Source organism: Xenophilus arseniciresistens, from assembly GCF_028023875.1.
Lineage (GTDB): Bacteria > Pseudomonadota > Gammaproteobacteria > Burkholderiales > Burkholderiaceae_C > Xenophilus > Xenophilus arseniciresistens.
Genome location: NZ_JAQIPB010000006.1, coordinates 35,067 through 60,134, shown reverse-complemented (window position 1 = coordinate 60,134; position 25,068 = coordinate 35,067). Strand labels below are relative to the sequence as shown.

Genomic DNA, 25,068 nt, shown 5'->3' with positions numbered 1-25,068 from the left:
TGAAGGTCTGAGGGTCTGCAATTCGTGTCTCCGGCCCGGATCGTAGGAAGCTGCCCCAGCGCTGTACAGACGATCTGGCCGATTCATAAAATCGGCTTCATGGATATTCGATCCGTCGACCTGAATCTGCTGGTGGTGTTCGACACGCTGATGCGCACGCGCAGCGTGAACCGCAGTGCCGAGGCGATCGGCCTGAGCCAGTCAGCCACCAGCGGCGCGCTCGCGCGGCTGCGAAAGACCTTCGACGACGCGCTGTTCGTGCGCACGGCCGCCACCATGGAGCCCACGCCGCGCGCGCAGCAACTGGCGCCGGTGGTGCGCCGCGTCGTGCAGACGATCCAGTCGGAAATCCTGCTGCCCCCGCAGTTCGATCCGGCCCAGGCCCGGCGCAGCTTCACGATCCTCACGCCGGACATCGGCGAGGTGGCCTTCCTGCCCGGCGTGCTGCGGCGTCTGCAGGACGAGGCGCCCGGTGTGCATCTGCACGCGGTGTCGCGGCCACGGGCGGCGGCGGCAGACGCGCTGGAAAAGGGAGAAGCGGACCTCGCCGTGGGCTACTTTCCCGATCTGCAAAAGGCGGGCTACTTTCAGCAGGCGCTGTTCACGAGCAGCTATGAATGCATCACCAGCGCCGACCACGAATGGGCGGGCCGGCGCGTGACGCTCAAGCAGTACCTGGCCGCCCGGCATGTGCTGGTGCGCCCCGATGGCCGCGAGCATCTGCTGGACAGCTGGCTGGAATCCAGGGGCTGGCACCGGCAGGTGACGCTGGAGCTTTCGCACTTCATGAGCCTGATTGCGCTGCTGCCGGGCACGAACCTGGTGGCCACCGTGCCACAGGACATCGCGACCGCGGTGGGCCGGCACATCCCGCTGCAGCAGATCGCGCTGCCCTTCAAGCCGCCGCAGCTGCAGGTGCAGCAGTTCTGGCACCGGCGCATGCACAACGATGCGCCCAACCGCTGGCTGCGCAGCCTGTTCTACGAAGTCAACCGACGCGACTCGGGCGCGCGACTGGGCTATTGAGCAGAGGGAGAGGTCGGGGCTTCAGAACAAAGCGCCAAAGGGTGGACGCATCGGTCCGATTCGGGGGTGGCCCTCAGGTTGGCCGCCTTTGCAAAGGTCTGCTTGCGCATGAAAGCACAGGAGCAGATGGAGCGGGTGAAGGGAATCGAACCCTCGTATGAAGCTTGGGAAGCTGCCGTTCTACCATTGAACTACACCCGCAGCGGCGCGGATTCTACTGTGGGAATGGCGCTGTCTTTTCAGGCGCTGGCCGCGGCCACGGCAGAAACCTGGCGCAGGCGCGGCTGGGCGGGCGGTGCATGGCTGTCCGATGCATCCAGAAGGGCTGCGCGCTTTTCGGCCATGCGCTCGCGCACCCAGTAGATGGCGAAGAGCGTCAGCAGCACCAGCAGTTGCATCACGAGGAAGTCGGCAATCGTTGTCATGGATGGGTCCCTCCTGTGGGCGGTGTGGCTTGTGCCGTCCCGGCATTGAAGCCACCCCGCATGAAGTGCGCTTGCACGCACGGTCAAGATTCTGTGGAGGCCGACCCACGCAGGGGCTCAGGACTTGCCCGCAGGCCCGGGCTCCAGCGTGTGAACTCCTGCCTTCAAGGGCGGCTGGTCGGGGCGCGGATCTTCCTCGTCGTCCAGCTCGGCCAGCCGGACTTCGGATTCGGTGTTGGCCTGTTCGACGAGCTGTTCTTCGTCGACTTCGGGGACGGAAGCAGGCAGTTGGGACATCGTGGGCTCCTTCGGCGTTCAACAAGAAAGAATGCGATGGGCTCACGCTAAAAGCAGGGGTTGCGCGCGCCTGTAGGCCATCAGGCAGGCCGCAGGTCGTCGCCCGCCAAGGCGATGTGCGCGGCCTCGCTCAAGCGCTCGATCGCTCGATCGCTCAATGGCAGGCGATCAGGCTGTCCTGCGCGTCGTCGTCGAAGCCGTCCAGGGGCTGGGCCTTGGCCAGCGCCATCCAGACGGCGAAGGGCAGCCTTTCCACGGGCCGGTGCACGGCCGCGCGCGCCACCACCAGTCGCGCGCCCTCCTGCATCAGCACGCCGCAGCCTTCGGACACCTCCTCGGGCGCAGCGATGGCGCGGCCCGTCGCGTCCTGCCCCAGCACGTACCAGCACTCGCCGCCCAGGTCCAGGTAGGCGGCCCGCTTGTCGGCCTTGCGCAGGTCGCCCAGCAGGTCGGCGCGGCTGACCTTGATCTCGTGCACGATGGGGTGGCAGTAGGCCTCCACGCTGGTGTTGCGGATGGAGAACACGTCGGGGCAGGCCATGCACCAGCGCGCGGCGGTGGCGCCCTCCTCTTTCCCCTCGTCGGCCACGGCCAGGCGCGCGCGCAGACGAAGGCCGCGCCAGGCCAGCCGGCCGTTGCGCGTCATCTGCCGCGCCACCTGTTCGACCAGCGCTTCATGCGCCCCCAGGCGCGCGCGGTTGCCGCTGTGGGCCTGGGCCAGATGGGCAATGCCCGCGTCGCTCAGGCGCAGCGTTTCATGGCCGGAGGCAGTGCGTTCGCGAGTGAGCAGGCCCGCGGCCAGCAGCTCGACTTCGACAATATCGCCGCAGGGCCAGCCGGCCGACCGGTGCAGTTCGCGCAGCCGCCGTGCGTGCGTGCGCCCGAGCGGATCGCCCGCGCGGTGCAGCGGCGGGTCGGCCACGGGCGGCTCGCGGCCGGGCTCCCAGACCGGCGGCTCGCCCGGTGGCGGATCGCCTTCGGGAGGCAGGTCGGGGAACGGCGGCGTGGGAGGCGGAATGCCTGGCGGCAGGTCGGGCGCGGGTGGCGGCGGGCCGATGGGGGTTTCGAGCAGCATGGGCGGAAGACGACAGGACTTGGGTTGATGAACAGCCTAGCGGATCAGGCGGCGGCTGTATGTCGGCCGGCATGGCAGGCACCCGGGCGCAATGGTTCCAGCTGGTAACGGCTCAGCACCTCATGGCGAGCCTCTTCGCCGTGCCATGAACGCACGAGCAGGAACTCGCGCACGGGCCAGTGCAGGGGCGTCAGCCGGGCCGCACCAGCCCACGGCACATTCCAGGCCAGCGTGACGTGCGGCGACCAGCTCTGCCGGGTCAGCCTGCCGTGCAGATGCCGGGCCAGCGCCGCATGCAGTTGCGTCAAGCCCTCGTGGGCCTGCGGGCATGCAACCGCGACCTTGCTGGTCCACACACCCGACCATGTCAGCGCCAGATCGAAAGCCTTCACACGCACGCCCGACAGGATGTGCGAGACCTGCCCGATCTCTTCATCGTCCAGCGGTCCCAGGTTGTGCATGCTCAGGTGCAGGCGGTGCGCGGCGGGAAAGTGCTTGTGGCTGAGCCACCACCAATGCTTGCGATGCGCCACCAGCGCGTTCGCGATCTCAGGGGGCGGCTTCAGCCATACCACGGTGTTCGCAAAAGAGTCGGGATGTTCGCGTCGCATGGCTCGCTCAATGAAAGTCCCGGCTGCGCTGGCGCTTGGCCAACTGGCCCAGCCAGGGGGTCAGGTCCTTGAATCGCGCGGCGATCAGGTGCCGCACCTGGCCGCCACCGGCCTCCTCGTTCTGCGCGCATTGCCACTGCCCCTGCACGGCCAGCAGCTGCGACTGCAGCAGCGGCACGCGCCAGGCCTCGACCACGCCCGGCCAGACGATCACGTTCACGGGGCCGGTCTCGTCCTCGAGCGTGACGAAGATGGTGCCCTTGGCCGTGCCCGGACGCTGGCGCACGGTGACGATGCCGCAGGCGCGCACCGTGCGGCCATGGGGCACGGCTTCGAGCTCGCGCGCGCTCAGCAGCCGCAGCCGCGCCAGCCGGGGCCGCAGCAGCGCCAGCGGATGGCGGCGCAAGGTGAAGCCCATGGCGGCATAGTCGCCCACGATCTCCTCGCCTTCGCTGGCAAGCGGCAGTTGCAGCGGCGCCTCGTGCACGGGCACCTCGCGCAGCAGCGAAGCCGTGGCGGGCGGCGGCGCGGGCGCGCCGGCGCGTGGCCGGGCCTGGCGGCCGGTGCCAGCCACGCGCGGGCCCGTGGCCTCCCACACCTGCTGGCGCCGATGGCCGGCCAGTGCGCGCAGGGCCTCGGCGCCGGCCAGCGCCGCCATGTCGCGGCTGTCCAGCGCCGCGCGCAGCGCCAGGTCTTCGACGCTGCAAAAAGGCTGCTGGGCGCGGGCCTCGATCAGGCGCTGGGCGCCAGCCTGGCTCAGGCCCTCGATGCGCGACAGGCCCAGGCGCACCGCCGGCTGGCCGCGCCCTTGCTGGCGGCCCTGACGCGCGGCATGGCGGGGCTCGAGCTGGGGTGACTCGAAGCCCGGTGTGCGCGGCTCCAGCGTGCTGTCCCATTCGCTGGCCATCACGTCCACGGGCCTCACCTGCACGCCATGGCGGCGCGCGTCCTGCACCAGTTGCGAAGGCGTGTAGAAGCCCATGGGCTGCGAATCGAGCAGCGCCGCGAGGAAGCAGGCCGGCTCGTGGCACTTGAGCCAGGCACTCACCGTGACCAGCAAGGCAAAGCTGGCCGCGTGGCTTTCGGGAAAGCCGTATTCGCCGAAGCCTTCGCACTGCTTGAAGATGGCTTCGGCGAAGGCGCGGTCGTAGTCGCGCGCCACCATGCCTTCGACCAGTTGGTCGTGAAACCTGTCGATGCCGCCTTTCTTCTTCCAGGCCGCCATGGCGCGGCGCAGGCGGTCGGCCTCGTCAGCCGTGAAGCCGGCCGCGATCATCGCGATCTGCATCACCTGTTCCTGGAAGATGGGCACGCCCAGGGTGCGGCCCAGCGCATCGTCGAGTTCTTCCTTGGCCAGCACGATCGGGTCCCCACGCCGCTGCCGCTCGCGCTGCTTGAGGTACGGATGCACCATGCCGCCATGGATGGGACCGGGCCGCACGATGGCCACCTCCACCACCAGGTCGTAGTAGCAGCGCGGGCGCAGGCGCGGCAGCATGGACATCTGGGCCCGGCTCTCGATCTGGAACACGCCGATGGTGTCGGCCGCGCAGATCATGTCGTAGGTGGCTTCGTCGTCGTTGGGCAACTGGTGCATTTCGCACTGCGTGCCGCGCCAGTCGTTCATGAAGCGCAGCGCGCGCCGGATGGCGCTGAGCATGCCCAGCGCCAGCACGTCGACCTTGAGCATGCCCATGGCCTCGAGGTCGTCCTTGTCCCACTGGATCACCGAACGGTCCTTCATGGAAGCGTTCTCCACCGGCACCAGGCTGGTGAGCCGGCCTTCGGTGAGCACGAAGCCGCCCACATGCTGGCTCAGGTGGCGCGGAAAGCCGCGCAGCGTGCGCGCCAGCTCCACCCACAGGTGCAGCTTGTGCGGCGGCGCCACCGCGCCGGACTTGTCCATGGCCTGCTGCAGGCTGGCGATCACGCCTTCCGTCATGACGCTCTGCGCCGACGCCTCCTGGCCAGGCCCGAGCGAATCGAACCAGTGGTGGTCCTTGGCGAAGGCGTCGATCAGCCGCGCATCCACGCCCAGGGCCTTGCCCACGTCGCGGATGGCACTGCGCGTGCGCCAGGCGATGACCACGGCCGCAATGGCCGCGCGCTCGCGGCCGTACTTGCCGTAGATGTATTGAATGACCTCCTCGCGCCGCTGATGCTCGAAATCGACGTCGATGTCGGGCGGCTCCTTGCGCTCGCGGCTGAGGAAGCGCTCGAACAGCAGGTTGGCGTCATCGGGCGCGAGCGCCGTGATGCCCAGGCAGTAGCAGACCGCGGAATTGGCCGAGGAGCCGCGGCCCTGGCAGAGGATCTTCTTTTCCCTGGCAAAGGCGACGATGTCTTCCACCGTCAGGAAGAACATCTCGTAGCCCAGCTCGATGATCAGGTCGAGTTCGCGCCGGACCTGCACCTGCACGGACTCGGGTACGCCGCCCGGGTAGCGCTGCTGCGCGCCGGCCCAGGTTTTGCGCCGCAGGGTCTGCGCGGCCGTTTCGTTGGGCTCGACCAGCTCCAGCGGGTACTGGTAATGCTTGCGCAGCGCTTCCAGGGAGAAGCCGCAGCGCGCGCGCACCTGCATCGTGCGCGCCAGCAGCTGCGCCGGGTAGGTGCGCGCCAGCCGCATGCGCGAGCGCAGATGGCGCTCGGCATTGGCCGCGCGCGCCAGGCCGCATTCGGCCACCGGGCGCCCCAGGTCCACGGCCGTGAGCACGTCCAGCAGCGGCTTGCGCGAGCGCACATGCATGCGCACGCCGCCCGCGGCCACGCAGGGCACGCCGCTGCGCTCGCCGGCCTGCTGCAGGGCGGCCAGCCAGAGGTCGTCATCCAGCTCGTGGTGCAGTTCCACGGCCAGCCACAGACCGGGCGGAGCCTCCTCATCGGGCTGGGCCGGGTCGGCGGGCGGCACCACCTGTTCGGCCACGGCGCGCAGGTCGGCCACCAGCGTGTCGATGTCGATGGGCGCACCGCTGTGCCGGTGCGGCACGAACAGCAACTCGCAGTCGCGCAAGGCCGCAAGCGCCGCCAGGCCGCCTTCGAGCTGGTACCGGCCCTTTTGCACCTCGTCCTGCGTGCGCGCGGCGGTGATCGTCTCGCACAACTGGCCCCAGCTCTTCAGGTCGCGCGCCAGGGCCACGAGCGTGTAGCGCTCCAGGCGGAACTCGCTGCCGTAGAGCAGCCTGAAGTCGGGGTTGCGCGGCAGTTTGGGGCGTTCGGGCTCCTTGCGCTCCAGCTCATCCAGATCTTCGATGAATTCCTTCAAACCCACCATGGCGCGCACCACGCCTGCCACCGAGCATTCGTCGGTGATGGCCAGCCCGCAATAGCCTCTGGACCAGGCATGCACCGCCAGCTCTTCCGGGTGCGAGGCGCCACGCTGGAAGCTGAAGTTCGTGATGGCATGCAGCTCGGTGTAGGCGGGCAGGCCCGGGCGCTGCGGGCCTGGCGGCAGCGCTTGCGGCAGCGTGCTGCGACGCCCGTGGCGCGCCGCCTCTTCCTTGGCGCTCAGGTCAGGCATACAGGCCCTGCAGAAACCAGCGCGGCACCTGCCCGGCGCCGTGCAGCGTCGTGCGCTCGCGGTAGATCCAGACCAGGCCGGCCTGCGGGCTGCGCGCGATGTAGTAGTCGCGCGCCACGGCCGCGCCCGGTGCCTGGGCATCGGCCCCCTCTTCCCGCGGCTCCCACCAGCCATCGCCTTCCAGGCGTTGCGGCCCCACCAGCGTCTTGAGCTGGCCGTGGTAGTGCGGCCTGCCGTCGCGCACGTCTAGCGGCAGCGGCTCGGGCAGCAGCCAGGTTGGCAGCAAGGCACTGATGGGCGTGCTGGCCTCGGGGGCGGCGCAGGGGGTGCCGGGGCCGGCAGAGTGCACCGCCGGGGCCCAGCGCTGCATGCGTTCGGGCCGGTGATCGGCCTGCGGCACGGGCACCTGCACCGCCTGCGGGCCCAGCCGGGCGCTGAGTTTCTCGACCAGCTGGTGCAAGGGCTCGCCGGCCCCCGGCTGCCCGGCCTCCTGGGCCTTGCCGTCCCTGGCCGGCAAGTGGCGCGGCGGCAGCAGACTGCGTGCGGCGCCGCCCCAGGGTGCCGTCTCGATGGAACGCAGGCGCAGCCAGCCCGTGGGCGCCAGCAGCGTCACCAGCGCCAGGCGCTCGGCCAGCAGGCGGCGCAGATGGGCCATGTCCTGCGTGGGTTCAGCGGTGCGCACCAAGAGATGCTGCGTGCGTGGCAGGTCCACGCCCTGCAGGCGCTTGAGGTCCAGCGTCCATTCCAGCTCGAAGGCCAGCACGCCGCGCTGGCGGGCCTGCAGCCACAGCCGCAGCGCGCTCATCAGGCGCTGGGCCGACCACAGCAGCTCGGGCCCCGAGGTCGCCAACGCCGGCAGCTCGGCCTTCTGGTCGAAGGTCTCGGGCACGCTCAGCCAGGGCAGCCGATCGGGCCGCAGGCCCCAGGCCACATCCAGCGCTTCGCGCAGTTCGGCGCCAAAGCGCCGCACCACGCCCGCGCGCGGCAGCGCCGCCACGTCGCCCCAGGTCTGGCAGCCCAGGCGGGCCAGCACGTTCAGGTGCGGCCGGGCGGCGTCCAGCGTCCGCAGCGGCAGCGCATGGGGCAGGCGCGCAGGCGGCTGCTGGCCTTCGCAGTACAGGCGCAGCCGGGCCAGCGCCACCAGGCTGCTGGCGCCCTGCGCCTGGCGCGGGCGCAGGCCTTCGGGCGCGTCGGCGGCCATCTGGCGCATCAGCGCCTGCCGCCCGCCCCACAGGCGCTCGCAGGCCGACACCTCCAGCATCAGGGCCTCTTCGCACCAGGCCACATGCGGCGTGAACTGCAGCGCCCACCAGCCCAGGGCCTGGGCATCGGGCAGCTCGGCGTCGCGGGCCACGGCGGGCGGGGTGCCGACCGCGGCCTCAGGCGCCGACCAGTGAAGGGCGATCCAGTGCATGGCCGGTGGAAGATGAAGGCCCGGCCCCGCGCGCACCCGGCCACGACAGCACGCGCGCGCCCGCCACAGGCGCCGCTGCCGCACCTGAAGGCGCAAGCACCTGCCGACGTGCGTGCGCAGCGGCCAGCAGGGCTTGCAGCGGCAGCGGCTGCGCCGGCACCTGCACGGGCCGCACGGCGGGCGGGCCGCGCCGCTTGAGCAGCTGCAGCGACATCAGGGCCGGCGCATCCGCTGGCGCCGGCAGCAGCTCCATCGCCAGCCGCAGCCGGGCCGGCGATGCCTGCTGCGCCTGGCTGGAAGGCCGCAGTGCGAACAGCAGCCCGCCCTGGCGTGCGGCAGCCAGCTGCAGCCGGCGCAGATCGGCCACGCGCGACTGCGGCAGCCACACCAGCACCGCGCCCACGTCGGCACAACGCAGGGCCTGCTCGCTGGCCCACAGGCGCTCGGCCGCCGCCTGGGCCTGCACGCACAACAGCGCGGCCGAGGGCAACCCGCCGGCCGCCAGGGCCGGGCCGAAAGGAGGCAGGGGCGGCGCCACCAGCACCACCCGCGCGCTGGGGCGCTGCGCCACGGTGAGCGCCAGCGCCGGCAGCAACAGGGGCCACAGCGGCTGCGTCGGCTCGCTCTGCAGCAGTTCGGTGAGCGCGCCCAGCGGCCAGCCGCCGCCGGGCAGTTCGGCGTCCAGTGCCGCATGGCCGGTGCTGCAGGCGGCCTCGCTGCTGCCGTCCAGCTCATCCGCACGCCAGATGCCCTGCTCGCGAAAGGCGGCAGGGTCCACGGCAGACACGGCATGCAAGGCAGAGGAAGACATGGCAAAGCTCAAAGACTGGTTATTTATACAGTATTTGACCTTTGCTGTGCGCTTGAACTTGTTCAAACGCTCGGAAAACTTTGCTTGCCGTTCACACAATCCCTTTACGCTAGAAGAAACTTCGGTGCATACAAGGCACTCTTTTTGCCTAACACCCAGGCTCGTCAAGGATGTACATCACACAGTGCATGCCTGATGACGGGATTGCTGAATTTGATCTGGCCGCTGTCCATGCCCCATGCCGCGGCCCGGCCCTCCAAGGACGACCTTTGACAGTCACTCGATATCCGGCCCTGGCGGCCCTGTTCTGTGCCGTGGGCCTGCTGGGCGCCTGCCGTGAAGCCCCCAAGCCCGCCGCCGCGCCGCCCGTGCCCGAGGTCACCGTGCGCACGCTGGCGGTGCAGAGCGTGCCCCTGCGTACCGAGCTGCCGGGGCGCACCGCCCCCTTCATGACCGCCGAAGTGCGGCCCCAGGTGGGCGGCATCATCCGCCAGAAGCCCTTCACCGAAGGCACGCAGGTCAAGGCCGGCCAGGTGCTGTACGAAATCGATCCGGCCCCCTTCCAGGCTGCACTGGCACAGCAGGAAGGTGCGCTGGCCAACGCCCAGGCCACGGTCAATTCCACGCGCGCGCTGGCCGAGCGCTACAAGGCGCTGCTGGCCCACAACGGCGTGAGCAAGCAGGAATACGACAACGCCCAGGCCGCCTACGGCCAGGCCCAGGCCCAGGTGCGCGTGCAGTCGGCGCTGCTGGAGACCGCGCGCATCAACCTGCGCTACACGCGCGTGACGGCCCCCATCGCCGGCCACACCAGCCGCAGCGCCGTGACGCCGGGCGCGCTGGTGGCCGCCGGCCAGGCCACGCCGCTGCTGACCATCTCTCAGCTCGACCCGATCTATGTCGACATTTCGCAGTCGAGCACCGAAATACTGCGCCTGCGCCAGGCGCTGGCGGCCGGCAAGCTCAGCCGCGAGGCGGCGGGCCAGCGCGTGTCGCTGACCCTGGAAGACGGCAGCACCTACGCCCACGAGGGCCGCATCCAGCTGACCGAGGTGACGGTGGACCCGAGCAGCGGCTCGGTCACGCTGCGCGCCAGGTTCCCGAATCCCGAAGGCCTGCTGCTGCCGGGCATGTACGTGCGCGCCGTGGTCACCGAGGGCAGCACGCCCGACGGCATCGTGGTGCCCCAGGCCACCCTCTCGCGCGACCGCCGCGGCACCCCGCAGGCGCGCCTGGTCAATGCCCAGAACAAGCTGGAGGTCCGCCCCGTGGTGGTGGCGCGTGCCGTGGGCAACCAGTGGCTGGTGAGCGAAGGCCTCAAGCCCGGCGAGCGCCTGGTGATGGCCGGCGGCCAGAACCTGCAGCCCGGCGCCACCGTCAAGCCGGTGGAAGAACCGCCGGCCGCCGCCGCGCCGCCGCACAGCAGCGCTGCAAGCACGCCCACGGCCACCAGCAGCGCCGCCACGGGCACCGCCGCCGAAGCCGCCCGCAAGCCCTGATCCGCCGCCGATGATTTCCCGCTACTTCATCGACCGGCCCATCTTCGCCTGGGTCATCGCCATCACGATCATGCTGGCCGGCGCGCTGGCCATCCACCTGCTGCCGCTCACGCGCTACCCGACGGTGGCGCCGCCTTCGGTCAGCATCTTTGCCTACTACCCGGGCGCCAATGCGCAGACGCTGGAGAACAGCGTCACGCAGGTGATCGAGCAGCAGCTCACGGGCCTGGACGGCTACCTCTACATGACGGCGCGCAGCGACTCCTCGGGCCGCGTGCAGATCCTGGTGAGCTTCCAGCCCGGCACCGACCCCGACACCGCGCAGACGCAGGTGCAGAACCGCGTGCAGCAGGCCACGCGGCGGCTGCCCACGGCAGTGCAGGAACAGGGCGTGACGGTGCGCAAGGCCGGCGTGGCCACCGACCTGTTCGTGACGCTGTACGACACCACCGGCCGCATGACGCCGGGCGACGTGGCCGATTTCCTGGTCAGCGATCTGCAGGACGTGATCAGCCGCGTCAACGGCGTGGGCGAGGTGCAGGTCATCGGCGGCCAGTACGCCATGCGCATCTGGCTGGACCCGTTCAAGCTGCGCAGCTACGCGCTCACGCCTTCGGACGTGCAGGCCGCCATCCAGGCGCAGAACGTGCAGCTGGCGGCCGGCCAGATCGGCGACCAGCCGGCGCCGCCGGGCCAGCAGCTCAACGCGGTGGTCAACGCGCAGTCGCGCCTGCGCACGGCCGAGGAATTCCAGGCCATCCTGCTGCGCAGCAACCCCGACGGCTCGCTGGTGCAGCTCAAGGACGTGGCGCGCGTGGAGCTGGGTTCGGCCAACTACACCTTCAGCGGCAACTTCAACGGCCATCCGGCCTCGGGCATCGCCGTGCGGCTGGCGCCCGATGCCAACGCGCTCGAATCCATCGCTGCCGTGAAGACCCAGGTGGAGCAGATGCGCGGCGCCTTCCCGCCCGGCGTGGAGGTGTTCTACCCGGTGGACAGCACGCCCTTCGTGGAGCAGGCCATCGGCGACGTGGTCAAGACGCTGATCGAGGGCATCGTGCTGGTGGTGCTGGTGATGTTCCTGTTCCTGCAGAACTGGCGCGCCACGCTGATTCCGGCCATTGCCGTGCCCGTGGTGCTGCTGGGCACCTTCGGCGTGCTGTCGGTCTTCGGCTATTCGATCAACATGCTCACCATGTTCGGCATGGTGCTGGCCATCGGCCTGCTGGTGGACGACGCCATCGTGGTGGTGGAGAACGTCGAGCGCATCATGGAAGAGGAGCACCTCCCGCCCAAGGAGGCGACGCGCAAGTCCATGGGCGAAATCACCGGCGCGCTGATCGGCATCGGCGTGGTGCTGTCGGCCGTGTTCCTGCCCATGGCCTTCTTCGGCGGCGCCACCGGCATCATCTACCGCCAGTTCTCCATCACCGTCGTCTCGGCCATGGTGCTCTCGGTGATCGTGGCGCTGGTGCTCACGCCCGCGCTGTGCGCCACGCTGCTCAAGCAGCACGCCGCGGGGCACGAGAAGAAGACCACGGGCTTCTTTGGCTGGTTCAACCGCTTCTTCGACCGGCAGGTGGAGCGCTACGACGGCAGCCTGCGCAAGCGCCTGCCGCGGCGCGCCCTGTTCATGGGCATCTACGTCCTGATCTGCGGCGGCATGGTCATGATGTTCATGAAGACGCCCACGGGCTTCCTGCCCGACGAGGACCAGGGCTCCATCATCGTCAACTACAGCCTGCCCGAAGGCGCGACGCTGGAGCAGACGCGCGCCGTGGCGCAGCGCATCAGCACCTATTTCCGCGAGCAGGAAGCGGCCAGCGTCGACGGCGTGTTCACCTCGCCGGGCTTCAGCAGCGCCGGCTCGGGCCAGAACCTGGGCCAGGCCTTCGTCAAGCTCAAGGACTGGGCCGACCGGCCCGGCGCCGACAACAGCGTGTTCGCCATCCGCGAGCGGGCGCGCCGGGCGCTGGCCAACGACCCGGTGGCGCGGCTGATCACCGTCATCGTGCCGCCTGCCGTCTCGGGTCTGGGCAACTCGGCCGGCTTCGACCTGCAATTGCAGAACACCGCCAGCCTGCCGCGCGACGAGTTCCTCGCCCTGCGCGACAAGCTGCTGGCCCGCGCCCGCGCCGACCAGGACCTGCGCCAGATGCGCTTCTCGGGCCTGGAAGACCAGCCGCAGCTGCAGGTGGACATCGACCGCGCCAAGGCCGGCGCGCTGGGCATCGCGCAGGCGCAGATCAACACCCTGCTCAGCTCCACCATCGGCAGCGTCTACATCGGCGACTTCATCGACCGCGAACGCGTCAAGAGCGTGTACCTGCAGGCCGATGCGCCCTACCGCATGAACCCCGAGGACATCGGCCTGTGGAGCCTGCGCACCGGCGACGGCGCGATGGCGCCCTTCTCCACCATCGCCAACACCTACTGGACCTACGGCCCCTCGGCCCTGTACCGCTACAACGGCATGCCCTCCTTCAACATCCAGGGCGAGGCCGCGCCGGGCTTCAGCTCGGGCGAGGCGCTGCAGCGCATCGAGCAGTACGTGGCCGAGCTGCCCGACACCGTGCGCGGCGCCTGGACGGGCCTGTCCTACCAGGAGAAGCTGGCCTCGGGCCAGGCCCTGGCGCTGTACCTGATTTCGCTGCTGGTGGTCTTCCTGGCGCTGGCCGCGCTGTATGAAAGCTGGACCATCCCGATCTCGGTGCTGCTGGTGGTGCCGCTGGGCATCGTGGGCGCGCTGGTCGCGGCCAACCTGCGAGGGCTGAACAACGACATCTTCTTCCAGGTGGGCCTGCTCACGACCATGGGCCTGGCGGCCAAAAACGCGATCCTGATCGTGGAATTCGCCGCCGACGGCGAGCGCCGCGGGCTGAAGCTGTGGGACGCCACGCTGCAGGCTGCCAAGCTGCGCCTGCGCCCGATCCTGATGACCTCGCTGGCCTTCGGCGCCGGCGTGATCCCGCTGACCATCGCGTCCGGCGCGGGCTCCGGCAGCCAGCATGCCATCGGCACCGGCGTGATCGGCGGCGTGGTCACCGGCACCGTGCTGGCCATCTTCTTCGTGCCGCTGTTCTACCTCATCGTCCGTTCGCTCTTCGGGCGCCACAAGGACGACGCCGCGCCCGAACCGGCGGCGGCGCACTGAGCGCGCCCGCCAGGCGCGCCATGCATACGAAGGCCGGGCATCGCCCGGCCTTCCTCTTTGTGAAGCAGCCACCGGCTGCTCAGCAACCGCAGCGCCTCAGTCCAGCCTGCTCACTCCGCTGAACGAACACGCCTAAGCGGCCAGCGGCGCCCCGCCCTGCAGCATGCCGGACAGCACGCGGTGCTTGGACTGCTCGATGTGGCTCATCATCCGCGCCAGGGCACCCGCCCGGTCGCCGGCCTGCAGCGCGCGCAGGAACTCGAGGTGCTCACGCATGGCGGGCACCACCTGCATGGGCCGCATGGAGTCGGCGTCGTAGCGGATCAGCCGCACGTGCAGGCTGTTGACCCGGTAGATCTCGGACAGGATCTCGTTGCCGATGCTGTCCACCATCAGGTCGTGCAGCCCCCAGTCCACCGCCTGCGCATCCTTCTCCAGGCCCGGGTCGGGCTGCGGCTGCAGCGCCCGCTGCAGGATGGCCTCGTGGTCATCGATGAGCCGTTGCAGCGTGGCGGGCGTGGCCACTTCGGCAAAGCGCAGCACGGCTTCGCGCTCGACCATGGCCCGCACCTGCCAGGCGTTGCGGATCAGCTTCATGTCCACCGTCGCCACCTGCAGCCCGCGCTTGGGCACGGCCTTGATCAGGCCGGCGGCTTCGAGGCGCGGCACCATCTCGCGCACCGCCGCCAGCGACATGCCCAGCAGTTGCATCAGTTCGCGCTGCGACACGAACTGGCCGGGGCGGATGCGCGCATCGATGATCTGCTGGCGAAAGCCCTGGAAGGCCAGGTTGCGCTGGGTCATGGCCGGCGCGGGCCCGGAGGCGGCGGCCGGGGCGGCGTCGGCATCGGCTCGGGCGATGGCGGGGGAAGTCATGGCGCACATGGTATCGGTGGCGGGGGCGCGGCAAGCGCCTGAGCACGGGCTAGGGATAGTACTAGCATCGATCTGACATGTCAGTGAGCGTATAGTTCGAGCTCAGCACGGCACCTTCGGGGCTGCGCGGCTCTTTCCCACCCATTCCCTCCTCTCTTTTTTCCGGAGCACCTGTCCATGGCCCTCGAACTCACTGGCGTCATTCCGCCCCTCGTCACGCCCTTCACCGCCGACGGCGACATCGACGAAGCGGCCTTCCGCCAGGTCATCCGCTTCAACCTGGGCAAGGGCGTGCATGGCCTGTGCCCCGGCGGCAGCAGCGGCGAAGGCCACACGCTGACGGCCGAGGAGTTCAAGCGCCTGCTCGAGATCACCTGCGAAGAGGTGGCGGGTCAGGTGCCCGTGGTGGCCGGCATCATTTCCAACAGCACGCGCGACGCCATCGCCCGCGCCCGTTCCATCGCCCACCTGCCCATCGCCGCGCTGCAGGTCACGCCGGTGCACTACCTCTTCAAGCCCGATGAGGAGGCCACCTTCAACCACTTCAAGGCGCTGACCGAGGCCGTGGACATCCCGGTCATCATCTACAACGTCGTGCCCTGGAACTACCTGAATCCGGCGCAGATGATCCGTCTGATGAAGGAGCTGCCCGGCGTGCAGGGCATCAAGCAGAGCCAGGGCGACCTGAAGCTGATGGCCGACCTGGTGCTGGGCGTGCCCGAGGGCTGCAAGGTGTTCTCGGCGGTGGACGCGCTGCTGTACTCGTCCTTCGCGCTGGGCGCGCACGGCACCATTGCCGCCACCCCGGCCGCCCTGCCCGGCGTGTGTGTGGCCCTTTGGAATGCGGTGCAGGCCGGCGACCACGTCAAGGCGCTGGAAATGCACCGCTCGATGCTGGCCTTCTGGAACGCCGTGGTGGGCGACAACCTGCCAGCCAACCTGAAGACCACGATCACGCTGCAGGGCTGCCCCGCGGGCCTGCCGCGCGCGCCCATGCCCGCCACCAGCCCGGCGCAGACCGAGCGCATCCGCAAGGCGCTGGACGACGTGCTGCGTTTCGAGGCCTGAGCGCCTGCACCGCCCCCGCAGCCTTTTCAAACAGAACGGAGACACGCATGAACATCCAACGACGCCAACTGATGCAGGCCGGCGCGCTGGCCGCGGCCAGCCTGGCCGCAGGCCCGCGGGCCTTCGCGCAGGGCAGCTTCCCCAACAAGCCGGTCACGCTGATCGTGCCCTTCGCGCCCGGCGGCAACACCGACCTGGTGGCCCGCACCTTCGCGGTGGCCTTCGGCAAGGCGCTGGGCCAGTCGGTGGTGGTGGACAACCGGGGCGGCGGCGGTGGCGCCATCGGCGCGAACCTGGTCGCCCGCGCGCCGGCCGACGGCTACAACCTGCTGGTGGCCGGCGGCGGCGTGGTGGCGGTGCTGCCCGAGATGATCAAGACGCCCTACGCCCTGTCGAACTTCACGCCGCTGGGGCTGGTGAACAAGAGCTCGATGGTGCTGCTGGCCCGCAAGAACGAGACACGCTTCAGGAACCTCAAGGAGCTGGCCGCCTACGCCCGCTCGGCCGACGGCAAGCTCACGGCGGCGCACTCCGGCCCGGGCACGCCGAACCAGCTTGCGCTGCTGCAGCTGGAAAGCCTGCTCAAGGCCAAGTTCACGGTGGTGGGCTACAAGGGCGCCGGCCCGGCGCTGGTGGACCTGATCGGCGGGCAGGTGGACGTGGCCTTCGACCAGATCACCGGTTCCATGCAGCACATCAAGGCCGGCACCCTGCAGGCGCTGGCCGTGGTGGGGCCCACGCCCGATCCCGCGCTGCCCGAGGTGCCCACGGTTTCGCAACTGGGCCTGGGCGACATCGACGGCACCACCTACCTGGGCATCCTGGCTGCGGCCGGCACGCCAAAGGATGTGCTGGACAAGCTCTCGGCCGCGCTGCAGCAGGCCACCAAGGACCCGCAATACGTCAACACCATGCGCGAGATGGGCGCGGTGGCCCAGGGCAGCGCGCCCTCCGAGTTCGGCCGCATCCTGCAGGCCGAACAGACGCTGGCGCAGCAGGCCGTCAAGGACGGCCGGCTGAAGGCCGAATGACGCCCCCGCACTGCCCACCGCGCCAGGACCCCGCACCGTGAAGAAGATCCTCAACGACCCCCAGGCCTACGTCGACCAGATGCTCGACGGCCTGGTGCTGTGCCACCCCGAACTCGCACGCACGGGCGACGATGGCCGCGTCATCGTGCGCAGCCGCGGCGCGGTGCCCGGCAAGGTGGGCATCGTGACCGGCGGCGGCTCGGGCCACCTGCCGGTGTTCCTGGGCTACGTGGGCGAAGGCCTGCTCGACAGCTGCGCCGTGGGCAACGTCTTCGCGGGCCCGCGCATGGACGACTGCATGACGGCCGCGCGCGCGGCCGACGGCGGCGCGGGCGTGCTGCAGCTGTACGGCAACTACGGCGGCGACCGCATGAACTTCGACATGGCGGCCGAGATGCTGGCGCTGGAAGGCCTGCAGGTCGCGTCGGTGCGCGTGGCCGACGACGTGGCCAGCGCGCCCGCCGAGCAGCGCGAGAAGCGCCGCGGCGTGGCGGGCCTGGTCTTCGTCTACAAGGCCGCCGGCGCCAGGGCCGCCGCAGGGGCCTCGCTCGAGGAAGTGGCCGCGCTGGCGCGCAAGGCCAACGACGCCGTGCGCTCCATCGGCGTGGCGCTCACGCCCTGCGTGGTGCCCGAATCGGGCAAGGCATCCTTCGAGATCGCCGACACCGAGATCGAGTTCGGCATGGGCATCCACGGCGAGCCCGGCATCTGGCGCGGCCCGCTCAGGAGCGCCGACGCGCTGGCCGACGAGATGCTGCAGCAGGTGCTGCCCGAGCTGCAGCTCGCGCGCGGCGACCGCATCGCACTGCTGGTCAACAGCCTGGGCGCGACGCCGCTGGAAGAGCTGTACATCCTCTACCGCCGCGTGCGCCAGGTGCTTCATGATCTCGGCATCGTCATCGCACGCCCGCTCGTGGGCCGCTACGCCACCTCGATGGAGATGGCCGGCGCCTCGATCAGCGTGATGAAGCTGGACGACGAGCTGGCGCAGTTGCTGGCCGCGCCGGCCGACTGCCCCTTCTGGAGCGTGCGCTGATGGCCTCCCCTGCCCTGAGCGCCGCCGGCTTCGCCGCCGCCCTGCCCCGCTGGTGCGCGGGCGTGCACCGCGCCGCGCCCGAACTCAACGAACTCGACGGCCGCCTGGGCGACGCCGACCTGGGCGCCACGCTGGACAAATGCGCCACCCTGGTCGAACAGGCCCTGCCCGAGCTGGCCGGCGCCCCGCTGGACGCGATGCTGCGCCGCTGCGCACAGGCCTGCGCCAAGGCTTCGGGTTCGAGCTTCGGCACCTTGCTCACGGTCGCGCTGATGACCGCCGCCAAACGCTGCGCCGGCAGCGAGGCGCTGGCGCGCAGCGACCTGGCTGCGCTGCTGGGCGAGATCGTCGACACGCTGGCTGCACGCGGCGGCGCCAGCCTGGGCGACAAGACCGTGCTGGACAGCCTGCATGCCGTGCGGCAGGCCCTGGCCGAAGCCCCGGAAGGCGCAGCCCTGCGCCCCATTGCCTGCGACGCGGCCCAGGCCGCACTCGACGCCTTCCGCGACCGGCCCAACCGCATCGGCCGCGCGCGCATGTTCGCCGACAAGACCATCGGCATGGACGACCCGGGCATGGTGGCGCTGCTGCGCATGGCGCAGAGCCTTTAGATCGGCTACTTCGCCGTGATCGGCTCCAACCCCGTCTTCGCGATGGCCGGCGCGACCCCGGGCGAGGTCAGGTAGCGGATCAGCTCGCGCGCCGCCGCGGGCTGCTTCGACGAGGTGGTGATGCCGGCCGAGAAGACCGTCACCCGTTGCACCTCGGCGGGCAGCGGGCCGATGTAGTCCACGCCCGGGATGGGCAGCAGCTCGCTGATCTGCTGCAGGCCCAGCGCCGCGTCGCCGCGCGCCACCACCGTGCCCACCCGCTCGCTCAGGATGCGCCGGCTCTTGGGCTTGACTTCGGCTTCGATGCCCAGCTTCTTGAGCAGCTCGGTCTCGTAGTACGTGCCGCTGGCGCTGGCCGAGTAGGCCACCGAGGGCGCGGCCAACAAGGTGCGCTTGAGCGCTTCGACGCTGCTCACGTCGGGCCGGGGCTGGCCCTGGCGCACCACCAGGCCGATGGACGAGCGCACCAGATCGACCTGGCTGCCGGCAACGACCTTGCCGTCCTTGACCAGGGCGTCGAGCGCCGGCCGTGCCAGGATCACCACGTCAGCCGGCTCGCCGCGCCCGAGACGGCTGGGGATGGAATCGCTCGCGTTGCCCATCGACGCGCCGTAGGCGGTTTTCACGGAGTGGCCGGACTGCTTCTCGAAACCGGGGCGCAGGTCGTTGTACGCCGCCGTGAAGCCGCCCGAGGTCATCACGTGGATGTCGGCGGGTGCGGGCCTGCCGCCCAGCGAGGTGCAACCGGCCAGTGCGAGCGCGCCGCCGATCAGCGCCAGGCGCCGGGTCAGGAAAGGAATGGTTGGGGGCATCGAGGTCTCCGGAAGTGCTTGTTCCGAAGCATCCTAGGCAGCGGAGCTGTCAATTGGCCCACAGCGATCTTTGGGTTTTCACCAAGTCCCGGCCCGGCGGCCCTGGCTCTTTTCTTTCTTCAGTCGCCGAAGCCGAACAGGGCCCGCAGGGCTTCGCGGTAGGCCGGCTCGCCCATCACATCGGCGTTCTCGTGCACGGCGCCTTCGATCAGCACGAAGCGCTTGGGCGGCAAGGCGCGCTCGTACAGCGCGCGGCCCAGCGCGGGGTCGATCATGGTGTCGCCGGCCGCATGCACCACCAGCAGCGGCGAGCCCACTTCGGCCACGCGCGATCCGGCATCGAAGTGCTGCGTCATCAGCGGCGCGATGGGCAGCCAACCCCAGCGCGTGCTGCGCACCACGTCCAGCGCAGACGTGAAGCCGCCTTCAACGATCAGGCCGGCTTCGTCCGGCACCTCGGCCGCCAGCCGCACCGCCACGGCGCCGCCCAGCGAATGGCCAAACAGGAAGCGGCGTGCCTGCGGGTGCGCCTGCGCCAGCCACTGCCAGGCTGCGCGCACGTCTTCGGCCACCAGCGTTTCGGAAGGCATGGCCGCGCTGCTGCGGCCAAAGCCGCGGTAGTCGATGCCCAGCACCGAGAAGCCCAGCCGGTGCAGCTGGCGCATGCGCGGCGCGCTGGCGCGCACGTCCCAGCGCACGCCATGCAGAAAGAGGATCACCGGCGCGTCCGGCGCCGGCTGCGGCAGCCACAGCCCGTGCAGGCGCACGGCCTCGCCGGGCTGCTCGGGGTGCTGCGAGACATAGTCGATCCAGACGTCTTCCATGCCCACGGCCGCCGCCACGCCGGGCGCCCAGCTGCGCTCGCCGGGCATGAAGATCCAGCGCCGCTGCTCGTGGTCGACGATGGCGCAGCCGGCCAGCAGCAGGCCGGCGGCCAGCAGGCTCGTGATCAGGAAGGCCCGGCGCATGAGGAGCATGTTCTCATGCGCCCGCCCGCAGCCCGCGCGCTCGCGCCTCGGCTGCGGGCGAGGGGCTCAGGCTGCGCGCGCAGCGCTCAGCAATTGCCCTTCTTGGCCTGGCCGGGCGGGCAGAACTTGCCCTGACCACCGCCATGGCCGCCCGGCGGGTCGATGATGACGGCGCCCGAAGGGCCATGAACCGCGCAACCGGTGAGGGTGGATGCGAGGACCAGCAGTGCGAGCAGTGACTTCATGGGATGACCTTTTCGTTATGGATGGAAACGCGGTGAAGTCTAGGGCCTGTGCACTTTGTTTCAGTGTCGGCCCGCCCGCCATCCGGCCTCACCCGCTTCAATACGCCACAGCGAAGCGCTGGCGCGAATGCCGCGGCTTCTCGATCTCGTCGACCAGCGCGATGGCGTAGTCCTCCATCGAGATGCGGCTGTTGCCCTGTGCGTCGGCCATGAACTGGTCACCGCCCAGGCGGAAGCGCCCCGTGCGCTCGCCGGGCTCGAACAGCGCCGCGGGCGAGAGGAAGGTCCAGTCGATGCCGCGCTCGCCGCGCAGCGCCTCGAGGAAGACGCGGCCGGCGCCGGCTTCGGCCTTGTAGGCCTCGGGGAACTGGGGCGTGTCGATCAGCGCCACGCCGGGCGCCACTTCCAGGCTGCCCGCGCCGCCCACCACCAGCACGCGCGGCACGCCGGCCTCGCGGGCAGCGGCCAGCAGGGTCGGCGCCGTGATGCCGTCGGCAAAGCGGGTGCTGCTCACCACCGCGTCGTGGCCCTTGAGCAGCGGCGCCAGCGTGTGGGCATTCGTGGCGTCGGCCGCCACCAGCGTGAGGCCCGGCTGCGCCGGCACCTGGCTGACCTTGCGTGCGATGCCGGTGACGGTGTGGCCGCGCTGCAGCAGCTCGGCGGCGATGCGGGAACCGGCGCGGCCGGTGACGCCCAGGACAACGATGTGGCTCATGGAATAACTCCTTGGAATCGAGACAGAAGACGGGTTCGGACAAGCAATGCAGGCATCGTAGGTTTCCTTTCTTGAACGAAATAGCCCCTAATATGGCGCTCTTTGTTGCATCAATCGATCAAATATGGACCGTGTGACCGCCGCCCAGGTCTTCGTGCAGATCGCCGAGCGCGGCAGCATGGCCGCGGCCGCCCAGGCGCTGGAGATGTCGCGCGCCATGGTCACGCGCTATCTGTCGCAGATGGAGAACTGGGCCGGTGCGCGCCTGCTGCACCGCACGACCCGGCGCCTGAGCCTGACGCCCGCCGGCGAGCAGACGCTGGCGCGCTGCCGCCAGTTGCTGGAGGTGGCGCAGGAAATGGCGATCGGCCCCGCCGAAGATGGCGCCGACCCCGTGCAGGGCCTGCTGCGCGTGGCCTGCGCGCAGTCGACGGCGCAGACCCTGCTGGCGCCGCTGGTGCGGCGCTTCCTGGCGGAGCACCCGCAGGCGTCCATCGACCTGCGCATCGATGCGCGCGCAGTGAACCTGGTGGAGGAGCGCATCGACCTGGCGATCCGCATCACCAATGAGCTGGACCCGAACCTCATCGCACGCCGGCTCGGCGACTGCCCTTCGGTGATCTGCGCCGCGCCGGCCTATCTGGCGCAGCGGGGCACGCCCATGCAGGTGAGCGAGCTGGCACTGCACAACTGCCTGACCTACACCTACTTCGGCCGCAGCCTCTGGGAGTTCGACCATCCGCGCCTGGGCCGCAGCAGCGTGGCGGTGGGCGGCAACCTGAGCGCCAACGAATCACAGGTGCTGCTGGCCGCCGCCCTGGAGGGCGTGGGCATCAGCATGCAGCCGCTTCATGTGGCGCAACCCCACCTGGCCAGCGGCGCGCTGCAGGCCGTGCTGGGCGAGCACGAGCCGCTGTGCCTGGGCATCCACGCGGTGTTCGCCTCGCGCCGGCAGATGTCGCCGGTGCTGCGCGCCATGCTCGACCTGCTGGCCGCGCATTTCGGCGGCGCGCAGGCCATCACGCCGGTCAGCCGATCCTGAAGCTGGACACCGTCAGGCCGCCCATGAAGGCGTTCTCGTGGTAGACGCACTGGCCGGGCTCGGCCTCGGCGGCGCCCACGGCCACCATCAAGGGCAGCAGGTGTTCTTCGCGCGGATGGGCGATGCGCGCGGCCGGGGCCTGTTCCCAGGCGATCAGCTGCTGCGTGCGCACGGCCGGTTCGCTGTTCACCACGGCCTGCTGCAGCCAGTCGTCAAAGGCGCGCGAAGGCGCGGCGGCCACGGGGCCGAAGGCCCGCAGGTTGTGATAGCTCAGGCCGCTGCCGATGATCAGCACGCCTTCGCCCCGCAGCGGTGCCAGCACGCGGCCCAGCGCCAGGTGCTCGGCCGGGTCCAGCCCCTTCTTCAACGAAAGCTGCACCACCGGCACATCGGCCTCGGGGTAGATGGCTTTCATGGGCGAGAACATGCCGTGGTCGAAGCCGCGTTCGGCGTCCAGCCCGGCCGGCAGGCCCGCGGCCTCCAGCAGGCCCTGCACGCGCGCGGCCAGCGCCGGGTCGCCCGGCGCGTCGTAGCGCACGCTGTAGGTGTGGGGCGGAAAGCCGCCGTAGTCGTAGACCATGGGCGGCTGCGGATGGGCCTGCACGGTGAAGTTCATGCGCTCCCAGTGCGCCGACACCATGAGGATGGCCCGCGGGCGCACGCCGATCTGGCGCGGCATGTCGGCCAGCGCGGCTTCCAGCTTCGCGTAGGTGTCGCCCATCTCGTCCTTCATCCAGGGCCAGGGGCCGCCGCCGTGCGAGATGAAGTAGGTGGGCAGGCGTGGGGTCGTGGTGCTCATGGCGCAAATCTCCGTTCCCTGGAATGTAGGGGCGGCGGGCGGCGCCGCGAGCCCTGGCCTTGCAACAATCCGGTCCACGCACCGCACCAATGATCGGCCGCCGGCGCCGGCTTGACCCCTTCCTACATGCGGTCACGGCGGCGCCGCGCCACGCGGTCACGGTGGCTCGCTACAGTCGGCCGCTTCACGGGAGCCCCTGGTTTGCTGTTCCGCTTTTTCGAAAAACGACTTTCCCCCTACCCCGAGGCCGAGCCGGTCCTGCCGCCCAAGGGCTTCTTCGCCTTCTTGTGGGCCTGCACCGACGGCGTGCGCGGCAAGGTGGCCTGGCTGGCCGGGCTGACGGCGCTGATGTCAGCCTTCGAGGCTCTTCTGTTCGCGCTGCTGGGCCGCCTGGTGGACTGGCTGGGCGGCGTGGCGCCGGACCAGCTGTGGGCCGAGCGTGGCGGCGCCCTCGCCTGGCTGGCGGTCGCGCTGGCCGCCAGCGTTCTGGTGGTGGCGCTGCAGACCATCGTCAAGCACCAGGTGCTGGCCATCAACCTGCCCATGCGCCTGCGCTGGAACTTCCACCGGCTGATGCTGGGCCAGAGCATGTCCTTCTACCAGGACGAGTTCGCGGGCCGCATCACGACCAAGGTGATGCAGACCGCGCTGGCCGTGCGCGACACCCTGTTCGTGATGGCCGACGTGCTGGTGACCATGGTGATCTACGTGGCCACCATCGTGGTGCTGGCCAGCGTGTTCGCGGGCGCGCTGGTGTGGCCCTTCGTGGTGTGGCTGGTGCTGTACCTGGCGGCCATGGTGTGGTTCGTGCCGCGGCTGGGCCGCATCGGCAAGGCCCAGGCCGATGCGCGTTCGGCCATGGTGGGCCGCGTGACCGACGCCTACACCAACATCGCCACCGTCAAGCTGTTCTCGCACACCCACCGCGAAGCGCATTTCGCGCGTGCGGCCATGAAGGACTTCATGGCCACCGGCTACAGCCAGATGCGGCTGGTCAGCGCCTTCGAGATCGTGAACCACACCCTGTCCATGGGGCTGGTGGGGGGCATGGCGGGCATGTCGCTGTGGATGTGGTCGCAAGGCCAGGTGGGCGTGGGCGCGGTGGCTGCCTCCACGGCCATGGCGCTGCGGCTGCAGGGCATGTCGCACTGGATCATGTGGGAGATGACCAGCCTGTTCGAGTCGGTGGGCACGGTGCAGGACGGCATCAACACCCTGAGCCGGCCGCGCACGGTGGTGGACGCACCCGATGCGCGCGCGCTCACCGTGAGCCGCGGCGAGGTGCGCTTCGAGCACGTGAGCTTCCGCTACGGGCCCGGCAAGCCGGCCGTGGTGGAAGACCTGAACCTCGTGGTCAGGCCCGGCGAGCGCATCGGCCTGGTGGGCCGCTCGGGCGCGGGCAAGAGCACGCTGGTCAATTTGCTGCTGCGCTTTCACGACATCGAGTCGGGCCGCGTGCTGATCGATGGGCAGGACATCGCCCATGTCACGCAGGACTCGCTGCGCGCGCACATCGGCATGGTCACGCAGGACACCAGCCTGCTGCACCGCTCGCTGGCCGACAACATCGCCTACGGCCGGCCCGACGCCACCGAGGCCCAGATCCGCGCCGCCGCCGAACGGGCCGAGGCCTCGGGCTTCATCGACCACCTGACCGACCTGCAGGGCCGCACGGGCCTGGCGGCCCACGTGGGCGAGCGCGGCGTCAAGCTCAGCGGGGGCCAGCGCCAGCGCATCGCCATCGCGCGCGTGATGCTCAAGAACGCGCCCATCCTGCTGCTGGACGAAGCCACCAGCGCGCTCGATTCCGAGGTGGAAGCCGCCATCCAGGCCAGCCTGGACACGCTGATGGAAGGCAAGACCGTGATCGCCATCGCGCACCGGCTGTCCACCATCGCGGCGATGGACCGGTTGATCGTGCTCGAAGGCGGCCGCGTGGTCGAAGAGGGCACGCACCGCGAACTGCTGGCCACGGGCGGCCTCTATGCCCGGCTGTGGGCGCACCAGAGCGGCGGGTTCATCGGCGAAGAGTAAGG

22 protein-coding genes and 1 tRNA gene are annotated in these 25,068 nt (G+C 70.2%); 9 read left to right on the top strand and 14 right to left on the bottom strand.

From position 1 onward, the window contains the following. The first annotated feature begins 99 nt into the window (after positions 1–99). The gene (locus tag PGB34_RS13085) at positions 100–1,026 is read left to right on the top strand and encodes a LysR family transcriptional regulator (protein WP_271428538.1); all 927 of its coding nucleotides are present in this window, start codon (positions 100–102) and stop codon (positions 1,024–1,026) included. Positions 1,027–1,153: 127 nt separating this feature from the next. Here the strand turns inward: PGB34_RS13085 and PGB34_RS13080 are convergent. The 8 genes from PGB34_RS13080 to imuA form a co-directional block, all read right to left on the bottom strand. After that, positions 1,154–1,227 (bottom strand) — tRNA-Gly (locus tag PGB34_RS13080). A 38-nt stretch (positions 1,228–1,265) separates the two neighbouring features. Further along, entirely contained in the window at positions 1,266–1,451 is a 186-nt protein-coding gene (locus PGB34_RS13075) for a hypothetical protein (protein ID WP_271428537.1), read from the bottom strand. Between the two features lie 117 nt (positions 1,452–1,568). Further along, the gene (locus tag PGB34_RS13070) at positions 1,569–1,748 is read right to left on the bottom strand and encodes a hypothetical protein (protein ID WP_271428536.1); all 180 of its coding nucleotides are present in this window, start codon (positions 1,746–1,748) and stop codon (positions 1,569–1,571) included. A 154-nt stretch (positions 1,749–1,902) separates the two neighbouring features. Further along, complete coding sequence (locus tag PGB34_RS13065; protein WP_271428535.1) at positions 1,903–2,823, bottom strand: hypothetical protein; 921 nt, start codon at positions 2,821–2,823, stop codon at positions 1,903–1,905. Between the two features lie 44 nt (positions 2,824–2,867). Next, positions 2,868–3,434 (bottom strand): 2'-5' RNA ligase family protein, encoded by a 567-nt coding sequence (locus PGB34_RS13060; protein WP_271428534.1) that lies wholly within the window; start codon positions 3,432–3,434, stop codon positions 2,868–2,870. Between the two features lie 7 nt (positions 3,435–3,441). Next, the gene (locus PGB34_RS13055; RefSeq protein WP_271428533.1) at positions 3,442–6,951 is read right to left on the bottom strand and encodes an error-prone DNA polymerase; all 3,510 of its coding nucleotides are present in this window, start codon (positions 6,949–6,951) and stop codon (positions 3,442–3,444) included. After that, entirely contained in the window at positions 6,944–8,365 is a 1,422-nt protein-coding gene (locus tag PGB34_RS13050) for a DNA polymerase Y subunit UmuC family protein (protein ID WP_271428532.1), read from the bottom strand. The genes PGB34_RS13055 and PGB34_RS13050 overlap by 8 nt, the downstream gene beginning before the upstream one ends. Continuing rightward, the gene (imuA, locus tag PGB34_RS13045) at positions 8,331–9,176 is read right to left on the bottom strand and encodes a translesion DNA synthesis-associated protein ImuA (protein ID WP_271428531.1); all 846 of its coding nucleotides are present in this window, start codon (positions 9,174–9,176) and stop codon (positions 8,331–8,333) included. The genes PGB34_RS13050 and imuA overlap by 35 nt, the downstream gene beginning before the upstream one ends. A gap of 269 nt (positions 9,177–9,445) precedes the next feature. Here imuA and PGB34_RS13040 point away from each other — a divergent pair, with 269 nt between their 5' ends. Together PGB34_RS13040 and PGB34_RS13035 are read left to right on the top strand one after the other, a co-directional pair. Then, positions 9,446–10,675, top strand: coding sequence for an efflux RND transporter periplasmic adaptor subunit (locus PGB34_RS13040; RefSeq protein WP_271428530.1), 1,230 nt, complete (start codon positions 9,446–9,448; stop codon positions 10,673–10,675). Between the two features lie 13 nt (positions 10,676–10,688). Next, the gene (locus tag PGB34_RS13035; RefSeq protein ID WP_408647897.1) at positions 10,689–13,829 is read left to right on the top strand and encodes an efflux RND transporter permease subunit; all 3,141 of its coding nucleotides are present in this window, start codon (positions 10,689–10,691) and stop codon (positions 13,827–13,829) included. A 132-nt stretch (positions 13,830–13,961) separates the two neighbouring features. Here PGB34_RS13035 and PGB34_RS13030 read toward each other — a convergent pair whose 3' ends face one another. Continuing rightward, on the bottom strand, positions 13,962–14,705 hold the full coding sequence (locus PGB34_RS13030; protein WP_271428528.1) for a GntR family transcriptional regulator: 744 nt from the start codon (positions 14,703–14,705) through the stop codon (positions 13,962–13,964). Positions 14,706–14,882: 177 nt separating this feature from the next. Here PGB34_RS13030 and PGB34_RS13025 point away from each other — a divergent pair, with 177 nt between their 5' ends. From PGB34_RS13025 to PGB34_RS13010, 4 genes are read left to right on the top strand one after another with little or no spacing between them, the layout of a single operon-like run. After that, entirely contained in the window at positions 14,883–15,773 is an 891-nt protein-coding gene (locus tag PGB34_RS13025) for a dihydrodipicolinate synthase family protein (protein WP_271428527.1), read from the top strand. 47 nt (positions 15,774–15,820) lie between these two features. Then, positions 15,821–16,804: a tripartite tricarboxylate transporter substrate binding protein gene (locus PGB34_RS13020; protein ID WP_271428526.1), complete on the top strand. Its 984-nt coding sequence runs from the start codon at positions 15,821–15,823 to the stop codon at positions 16,802–16,804. Between the two features lie 37 nt (positions 16,805–16,841). Next, complete coding sequence (locus PGB34_RS13015; RefSeq protein ID WP_271428525.1) at positions 16,842–17,840, top strand: dihydroxyacetone kinase subunit DhaK; 999 nt, start codon at positions 16,842–16,844, stop codon at positions 17,838–17,840. Beyond that, a complete protein-coding gene (locus PGB34_RS13010; RefSeq protein ID WP_271428524.1) occupies positions 17,840–18,451 on the top strand; it encodes a dihydroxyacetone kinase subunit L in 612 nt (203 codons plus the stop codon). Before PGB34_RS13015 ends, PGB34_RS13010 begins: the two co-directional genes overlap by 1 nt. A gap of 5 nt (positions 18,452–18,456) precedes the next feature. Here the strand turns inward: PGB34_RS13010 and PGB34_RS13005 are convergent, their stop codons facing one another. The 4 genes from PGB34_RS13005 to PGB34_RS12990 form a co-directional block, all read right to left on the bottom strand. Further along, on the bottom strand, positions 18,457–19,263 hold the full coding sequence (locus PGB34_RS13005; RefSeq protein ID WP_271428523.1) for a substrate-binding domain-containing protein: 807 nt from the start codon (positions 19,261–19,263) through the stop codon (positions 18,457–18,459). A 119-nt stretch (positions 19,264–19,382) separates the two neighbouring features. Beyond that, complete coding sequence (locus tag PGB34_RS13000) at positions 19,383–20,240, bottom strand: alpha/beta hydrolase (RefSeq protein ID WP_333909031.1); 858 nt, start codon at positions 20,238–20,240, stop codon at positions 19,383–19,385. A 77-nt stretch (positions 20,241–20,317) separates the two neighbouring features. Continuing rightward, on the bottom strand, positions 20,318–20,476 hold the full coding sequence (locus PGB34_RS12995; RefSeq protein WP_271428522.1) for a hypothetical protein: 159 nt from the start codon (positions 20,474–20,476) through the stop codon (positions 20,318–20,320). Between the two features lie 97 nt (positions 20,477–20,573). Beyond that, on the bottom strand, positions 20,574–21,191 hold the full coding sequence (locus PGB34_RS12990) for an NAD(P)-dependent oxidoreductase (protein ID WP_271428521.1): 618 nt from the start codon (positions 21,189–21,191) through the stop codon (positions 20,574–20,576). A gap of 124 nt (positions 21,192–21,315) precedes the next feature. On the opposite strand from PGB34_RS12990, the gene PGB34_RS12985 reads away from it, so the two are divergent. After that, positions 21,316–22,233, top strand: a complete 918-nt coding sequence (locus PGB34_RS12985; protein WP_271428520.1) for a LysR family transcriptional regulator — start codon at positions 21,316–21,318, stop codon at positions 22,231–22,233. Here PGB34_RS12985 and PGB34_RS12980 read toward each other — a convergent pair. Next, positions 22,220–23,032: a DODA-type extradiol aromatic ring-opening family dioxygenase gene (locus tag PGB34_RS12980; protein ID WP_271428519.1), complete on the bottom strand. Its 813-nt coding sequence runs from the start codon at positions 23,030–23,032 to the stop codon at positions 22,220–22,222. The genes PGB34_RS12985 and PGB34_RS12980 overlap by 14 nt on opposite strands. A 204-nt stretch (positions 23,033–23,236) precedes the next feature. Here PGB34_RS12980 and PGB34_RS12975 point away from each other — a divergent pair, with 204 nt between their 5' ends. Beyond that, positions 23,237–25,066, top strand: coding sequence for an ABC transporter ATP-binding protein (locus PGB34_RS12975; protein ID WP_271428845.1), 1,830 nt, complete (start codon positions 23,237–23,239; stop codon positions 25,064–25,066). The last annotated feature ends 2 nt before the right edge of the window (positions 25,067–25,068 follow it).